Annotated in this window: 9 protein-coding genes, 1 tRNA gene and 1 pseudogene; 5 read left to right on the forward strand and 6 right to left on the reverse strand. The window is 68.3% G+C overall.

The features are described from left to right. Both ACFR9S_RS07860 and ACFR9S_RS07865 read left to right on the forward strand, forming a co-directional pair. The coding region (locus ACFR9S_RS07860) for a molybdopterin-dependent oxidoreductase (RefSeq protein ID WP_379818384.1) at positions 1 to 446 on the forward strand (446 nt) is incomplete at its 5' end. Positions 447 to 487: 41 nt separating this feature from the next. Next, on the forward strand, positions 488 to 982 hold the full coding sequence (locus ACFR9S_RS07865; protein ID WP_379731495.1) for a cupin domain-containing protein: 495 nt from the start codon (positions 488 to 490) through the stop codon (positions 980 to 982). Here the strand turns inward: ACFR9S_RS07865 and ACFR9S_RS07870 are convergent, their stop codons facing one another. Beyond that, entirely contained in the window at positions 983 to 1,234 is a 252-nt protein-coding gene (locus ACFR9S_RS07870; RefSeq protein ID WP_379731494.1) for a hypothetical protein, read from the reverse strand. A 64-nt stretch (positions 1,235 to 1,298) separates the two neighbouring features. Next, positions 1,299 to 1,778 (reverse strand): RNA-binding protein, encoded by a 480-nt coding sequence (locus ACFR9S_RS07875; RefSeq protein ID WP_379731493.1) that lies wholly within the window; start codon positions 1,776 to 1,778, stop codon positions 1,299 to 1,301. Between the two features lie 126 nt (positions 1,779 to 1,904). Here ACFR9S_RS07875 and ACFR9S_RS07880 point away from each other — a divergent pair, with 126 nt between their 5' ends. The 3 genes from ACFR9S_RS07880 to ACFR9S_RS07890 are packed head-to-tail and all read left to right on the forward strand — an operon-like array spanning position 1,905 to position 4,239. Beyond that, the gene (locus ACFR9S_RS07880) at positions 1,905 to 3,212 is read left to right on the forward strand and encodes an RNB domain-containing ribonuclease (RefSeq protein ID WP_379731492.1); all 1,308 of its coding nucleotides are present in this window, start codon (positions 1,905 to 1,907) and stop codon (positions 3,210 to 3,212) included. Between the two features lie 43 nt (positions 3,213 to 3,255). After that, the gene (locus ACFR9S_RS07885) at positions 3,256 to 3,468 is read left to right on the forward strand and encodes a hypothetical protein (RefSeq protein WP_379731491.1); all 213 of its coding nucleotides are present in this window, start codon (positions 3,256 to 3,258) and stop codon (positions 3,466 to 3,468) included. Positions 3,469 to 3,507: 39 nt separating this feature from the next. Next, positions 3,508 to 4,239, forward strand: coding sequence for a DUF7289 family protein (locus ACFR9S_RS07890; protein WP_379731490.1), 732 nt, complete (start codon positions 3,508 to 3,510; stop codon positions 4,237 to 4,239). Between the two features lie 106 nt (positions 4,240 to 4,345). On the opposite strand, the gene ACFR9S_RS07895 is transcribed toward ACFR9S_RS07890, so the two are convergent. From ACFR9S_RS07895 to ACFR9S_RS07910, 4 genes and pseudogenes are all read right to left on the reverse strand, one after another. Beyond that, positions 4,346 to 4,417: transfer RNA gene (locus ACFR9S_RS07895), tRNA-Ala, on the reverse strand. 121 nt (positions 4,418 to 4,538) lie between these two features. Continuing rightward, complete coding sequence (gene rpsJ, locus ACFR9S_RS07900) at positions 4,539 to 4,853, reverse strand: 30S ribosomal protein S10 (RefSeq protein WP_053947221.1); 315 nt, start codon at positions 4,851 to 4,853, stop codon at positions 4,539 to 4,541. Then, positions 4,854 to 6,122 (reverse strand): translation elongation factor EF-1 subunit alpha, encoded by a 1,269-nt coding sequence (gene tuf / locus ACFR9S_RS07905; protein ID WP_379731488.1) that lies wholly within the window; start codon positions 6,120 to 6,122, stop codon positions 4,854 to 4,856. 126 nt (positions 6,123 to 6,248) lie between these two features. Next, positions 6,249 to 6,839, reverse strand: a pseudogene (locus ACFR9S_RS07910) (homoserine dehydrogenase); the annotation flags it as partial.

Genomic DNA, 6,839 nt, shown 5'->3' on the forward strand with positions numbered 1-6,839 from the left:
GCGAGATCACGACCCAGGGGCCGTACCTCAACTTCGCGCCGGACCAGTCGTACTACGAGGACACGCTCGCCGCCGCCGGCGACGAGCGGCGGGCGACGCTCGACTGCACCAGCGGCTGGTACACGATCCAGAACTGGGAGGGCGTCCGCGTCGGCGACCTGCTGGACGAGGCCGGCGTCGACACCGGCACCGAGGAAGCACGCTGGGTGCGGTTCGTCAGCGTCACCGGCTACCGCTGGAGCCTCCCCGTCGCGGAGGCCCGCGAGGCGCTGCTTTCGACGGCGATCGACGGCTCGCGGCTCGCCCACGGCCACGGCGGGCCCGCGCGGCTGGTCGCCCCCGAGCGCCGGGGGTTCCAGTGGGTGAAGTGGGTCGAACGCGTCGAACTCCGGCGCGATCCCGACCCGGCGCAGTGGGCAGTGACGCTCGTGAGCGGCTTCGACTGATCGCGGCGCGGCTTTTTGTCCGTTCGCTCCACCACCCGACTATGGAGCGTCTCGCAGTCGACGAGATGGACGACCGGATCGGCCCCGCCGCGGTGGTCCGGAGCCTCACGGAACCGCTCGGGCTGACCGATCTCGCGATGAACTACTACGAACTGGAGCCGGGCGACTCCTTCGCGTACGCCTACCACAGTCACGAGATTCAGGAGGAGGTGTTTTACGTGATCGAGGGGACGGCGACGTTCGAGACCGAGGCCGGCGACGTTGAGGTGGAGTCCGGCGAAGCGGTCCGGTTCGGTCCCGAGGAGTTCCAGCGCGGTTGGAACCGCGGCGACGAGCGCGTCGTCGCGATCGCGCTGGGCGCGCCGCTTTCGTACGGCGAGTCGGTGACGCTGCGCCACTGCCCGGACTGTGAGGAGGAAACCGATAACGACCTCGGCCGCGCGGACGACGAGGCGGCGATCGTCGCCCACTGCACGCGCTGTGGCACCGAGACGGGTCGCTGGTACCGCGGCTCGATGCCCGGCGAGGTGCCCTGACTACTCGTCCGTCGAGCCGTCGGCCGTCGCGGGCCCGCTTTCACCCTCGCGGTCGCGCTCCCGGTCGGCGAGGATCGCGAAGCCCGGGAGGCCGATCCCGAGGCCGAGGGCGAACGGCACCCAGAACAGCGGCTCGCCGACGAACAGCAGCGCCAGCGAGAACACGAACGCGCCGATCACCGAGAACCCCGCCAGCCGGTCGAGCCGGTAGCTCCGCGCGGTGTCGCCCTCGGCCTCGGAGTGTTCGCTCATGCACCCACCGAGGTCGCGCGCGCTCAAAGGGACTGTGTTCCGGCGACGGAACCGGGATCGCCGCTCACACCGAGAACTCGTACACGTCGTCGCCCACGTGGTGCAGCGACTCGATCACCTTCCCGCTGTCGCCGGTCATCTCCTCGCCGCCGACCAGCGCGCGCCCGACCGCCAGCGCCTTGCCGTGGCTCTCCTCGACGATCACGACGAGGTCGCCCTCCTCGATCGTCTCGTCGGCCTCGGTGATCCCCGGGCGCATCACGTCGGCGCCGTTGCTCACGAACGACACCGCGCCGGCGTCGACGGTGACGACCCCCTCCGCGGGCGGGTGGGCGTTGGCCCCGCGGACGGAGAGGAACGGCTCGCCGTCGTAGTACAGCACGTCCGGGTCGCCGTCGACCAGCACCACGTCGAACTCGGTGTCCTCCAGCTCCACCAGCTCGTAGGTGTCGGCGTCCAGTTCGACGCCCAGCCCCTCGCTGAGCGCGTCCTCGATCTCGGCCACGGCGTCGCTGCGCAGGTGGTGGCGGGAGCTGATCTCCATACCCGCCTGTGGGCCGTCTCGGGGGATAAATCGCCCGCTCCGAACCGCGCCCCCGCGCCCGGAAGCGGGGCGACGACGCCCCGGTCGCCCCGAAACGCCTACCTGCCGGCTCCGCCAACGGCACCCATGAGCGAAACTGACGACGCCCAGGCCGAGGCCGGCACCGCCGAGGGGCAGGGCCCCGTGCTGATCTCCGAGGCCCTCGACGAGGCGCTGGCTGAGAAACGCGAGGAGCTGTTCGAGGAGTTCGACCTCCGCGACGAGTTCCCGCCCGCAGTGATGCGGGAGGCAGAGCGCCGAATCGAGAACGTCGAACAGGAGATACAGGACGAACTCGACGACCGGCAGGACCTCCGGGACCTGACGGCGTGGACCACCGACCCCGCGGACGCACAGGACTTCGACGACGCCCTCTCCGTCGAGGAGCACGACGACGAGTACGTGCTCTACGTCCACATCGCGGACGTGAGCCACTACGTCCACCCGGACTCGCTGATGTGGGAGGAGGCCGTCGAGCGCTGTAACACCGTCTACCTGCCGGGGTACACCACCCACATGCTCCCGCCGGCGCTCGCGGAGACGGTCTGCTCGCTCGTCCCCGAGGAGGACCGACTCGCCCACACCGTCGAGATGCATCTCGACAAGGAGGAGCTCTCCTTCGAGGAGATCGACATCTACAAGTCCGTCATCAACTCCGACGAGCGGCTCACCTACACCCAGTGTGAGCACCGGCTCGACGACGAGGACGCGCCGCTGCACGAGGAGAACACGCTGGCGTTCGACCTCGCCGACCGCATGCACGAACAGCGGAAGGCGGACGGATCGCTCGTGCTGAACCCCCGTCGGGACCGCGCCCACACGATGATCGAGGAGTGCATGCTCAAGGCGAACAAGGCGGTGACGCACACGCTGATGTGGGACCGCGGCGTCGAGGCGATGTACCGCGTCCACCCCCAGCCCACCCCGGACCAGTGGAACGAGGCGCTGAAGGAGATCCAGGAGCTCGACGGCGTCTCCATCCCGGGCGAGGCCTTCGGGGACGACCCGCGGAAGGCGGTCAACGCCGCGCTGGAGGAGTCGCCCGGCCGCTCGCTGGACAAGATCCAGCGCGCCGTGCTGAAGGTGATGCCCCGGGCGAAGTACATGAACGACCCCTTCGGCGGCCACCACGCGCTCAACTTCGACATCTACGGCCACTTCACCTCGCCCATCCGGCGGCTCTCGGACCTGATCAACCACTGGATCGTCCACACAAACGAGGTGCCCGAGGATCTCGTCGAACTCTGTGACCGCGCGTCGGACAAGCAGAAGGACGGCGAAACCGCCGAACGGCTGTACAAGCAGTTCATGCAGGAACAGGGACTCGACCCCCACGCCGTGAACAACCGCGGCGTGGAGGTCGTGCCGGCCGAGGAGGCCGACCACGACGTGTAGGCCCCACCCGGGCGCTTATGGTCGCGGCTGCCGACTCACGAGTATGAGCGACGACGACGGCCCGCAGGTACCGATCCACTGTCCCGAGTGTGAGACCACCACTCGCGTCCCCCTCTCGGATCTCGCGGACCGGATCGAGGCCCACAACGAATCGGTCCACGACGGCGACGACGTGGCCCAAGTCGACCCGGGCGTCGCCGAGCAGTTCCAGAACGTCCTGCTCGAGGAGTCGGGGCTGCTCGAGGACGACGCCTGACTGCCGAACGCTTATGCCCACGCTGACCGAGGTTCGAGCGTGATCCGTGATCGCCGCGGGGTGAGCGACACCGTCGGCTTCGTGCTCGTGTTCTCGCTCGTGTTGCTCACCGTCGGGACCGTCCTCACCGTCGGTTACGGCGGCTTACAGGACGTGCGCGACGCCGAACGGGTCAACAACGCCCAGCGGGCGTTCGACGTCCTCGCCAACAACATCGAGGACATCACCGCCCGCGGCGCCCCCAGCCGCGGCACGGAGATCCGGCTCGCCGAGGCCAGCCTCGGCCGGGGGGAGCCGACGGTACTGAACGTCTCGGCCGAGGGGGACTCGCTGGCGTTCTCGACGGGGAACGACAGTCTTGACTCCATCGTGTACGAGGCCGAGGGGACGCGCATCCGCTACGCCGGCGGCGCGGTGACGCGGATCCAGTCCGACGGCTCGGTGATGCTCGTCGAGCCGAACTTCGTGATCTCCGAACGGCGGGTGATCCTCCCGGTCGTGGAGTTGGTCGTCGAACAGCGTCGCATCGCCGGGTCACGCACGGTGCTGGTCCGGTCGGTCCGAACGAACCGCAACGTGGAGCTCGACGAAACGGATGTCGACCAGCTCGACCTCAACTTCACGACCCCGGCGACTGACGCGTGGGCGGGGTACCTCGAGGACGGGGGGATGAACTGCTCGCGTCCCGCCGACGACCGGCTCTCCTGTTCGGCCGAGGACCTCGACAGCGTCCAAGTGATCCGGTTCACGATCGAGGTCACGTTCGGCTGAGGAGAGGGTCGGAAGGATCGGGTTTCTGCTGTCGATCGACGACGACGGACCTTCGGGAGTAACGCAGCTATGAGTGAACTCTCAGCGAGTGAGAGAACGGGAGGAGTGGACTCGCTGGGATTTGAACCCAGGGCCTCTTCCTTGCGAAGGAAGCGATCTACCACTGATCTACGAGCCCGCAGTCGAATCGAGGCGGGGGAGCGGTTTGAACGTTGCGCTTCCACGCCGTCGCGCTACCGCCGAGCACGCCGACCCAGCAGTCGCTGGCCGGCGTGAGAAAACGTGAGAACGGGAGAGGTTCAGTCCTCGAGGACGATCTCGATCGAGACGTCGTTCGGGACCTGAATCCGCATCAGCTGGCGGAGTGCGCGCTCGTCCGCGTCGATGTCGATGAGCCGCTTGTGGACCCGCATCTCCCAGTGCTCCCACGTGGCGGTCCCCTCGCCGTCGGGGGACTTCCGCGAGGGAACGTTGAGCTCCGTCGTCGGGAGCGGGATGGGGCCGGACAGCGAGACGCCCGTCTTCTCCGCGATCTCGCGGACGTCGTCACAGATGTCGTCCAGGTCCTCGGGGCTGGTCCCCGTGAGACGGACGCGGGCCTGTTGCTCGGGCATCTATCGCTCGTCGACGCTCAGGACCTTGCCGGCCGCGATGGTCTGACCCATGTCGCGGATGGCGAAGCTCCCCAGCTCCGGGATCTCGCTCGACGGCTCGATCGAGAGGGGCTTTTGCGGGCGGACGGTGACGACCGCGGCGTCGCCGGACTTGATGAAGTCCGGGTCCTCCTCGGCGACCTCGCCGGTCGACGGGTCGATCTTCTGGTCGATCGACTCGATCGTACACGCGACCTGCGCGGTGTGGGCGTGGAACACCGGCGTGTAGCCGGCGGTGATCACGCTCGGGTGCTGCATGACGACGACCTGCGCCTGGAACGTCTCCGCGACGCTGGGCGGGTCGTCGGCCGGGCCACAGACGTCGCCACGGCGGATGTCGTCCTTGCCGATGCCGCGGACGTTGAACCCGACGTTGTCACCGGGCGCAGCGCTGGGCACCTCCTCGTGGTGCATCTCGATCGTCTTCACCTCGCCGCCCACGTCGGACGGCTGGAAGGAGACGTTGTCGCCCGTGTTGAGCGTCCCCGTCTCGATCCGTCCGACCGGGACGGTCCCGATACCGGAGATGGTGTAGACGTCCTGGATCGGCAGTCGGAGCGGCGCGTCCGTCGGCGGCTCCGGCTCCGGCAGGTCGTTGAGGGCCTCCAGCAGGGTCGGGCCGTCGTACCAGCCCGTGTTCTCCGAGGCCTCGGAGACGTTGTCACCCTCGAACGCGGAGATCGGGATGAACGTCGTGTCGTCGGTCGCGAACTGGACCTGGTTCAGCAGGTCCTCGACCTCGCCGATGACCTCCTTGTAGGAGTCCTCGCTGTAGTCGACGAGGTCCATCTTGTTCACGCCGATGATGAGCTCGTTGATACCCAGCGTGCGGGCCAGGAACACGTGCTCTCGGGTCTGGGGCGCGACGCCGTCGTCGGCCGCGACGACGAGCACCGCGTTGTCGGCCTGCGAGGCGCCCGTGATCATGTTCTTCACGAAGTCACGGTGGCCCGGACAGTCGACGATGGTGAAGTAGTACTCGTCGGTGTCGAACTCCTGGTGGGCGATGTCGATGGTGACACCTCGCTCTCGCTCCTCGGCGAGGTTGTCCATGACGTAGGCGAACTCGAAGCCGCCCTTGCCCTTCTCCTCGGCTTCCTCTTTGTGCTGCTCGATGACGTGCTCGGGGACGCTCCCTGTCTCGTAGAGGAGCCGGCCCACGAGCGTACTCTTCCCGTGGTCGACGTGGCCGATAATGGCCAAGTTCTGGTGCGGTTTGTCTTCGCTCATGGTGGATTCACGCGCTAAAGGCGCTGTAGGGAAACGTTCGGCAGAACGCCGTAAAACCATTTCGATACGCCCGGCCGTAATCCGGCCGTGTACGGCGGTTTGTGCCACTGTACCGTGGTTCTGGTCTCAGCGCGGGGGGAGCCGCCCCACGTCGGACAGCACCGCAGACGCCGTCTCTGGCCCGCCGGCGCCGTGTCCCGAGATGTTCAGCCGGCCGGCGTGATCGGTCTCGATCTGGACGATGTTCTGGGTGCCGGTCACCGCGAGCGTCCCGTTCTCGGGCACTAACCGCGGCCCGACCCGGACGCCGTCGGGCGTCGCCTCGGCGATCAGCCGAACCGTCCGCCCGTCCTCGCCCGCCAGCGAGAGCGCGCTCGCCGGCAGCGACTCGATCCCCTCGACCTCGGCGTCGTCGAGCGTGAGCGCCGCCCGGTCCCGGGCCTCCCGGAGCACGTTCGCGACGATCACGCCCTTGAGCGCGGCGTCCGTCCCGTCGACGTCGAACGTCGGGTCGGCCTCCGCGACGCCCAAGTCTTGGGCCTCCGAAAGCACGTGGTCGTAGCTCAGCCCCTCGGCGGCCATCCGCGAGAGCACGAAGTTCGCGGTGCCGTTGAGCACGCCACGAACGCGGTCGACCCGGTTCGGACCCACGTCCTCGACGGTCCGGACCGCCGGGATCGCGCCGCCGACCGGCGCCTCCAACCCGAGTTTGCCCTC

Source organism: Halolamina salina (assembly GCF_042678005.1).
In the GTDB taxonomy this organism is placed as follows: domain Archaea; phylum Halobacteriota; class Halobacteria; order Halobacteriales; family Haloferacaceae; genus Halolamina; species Halolamina salina.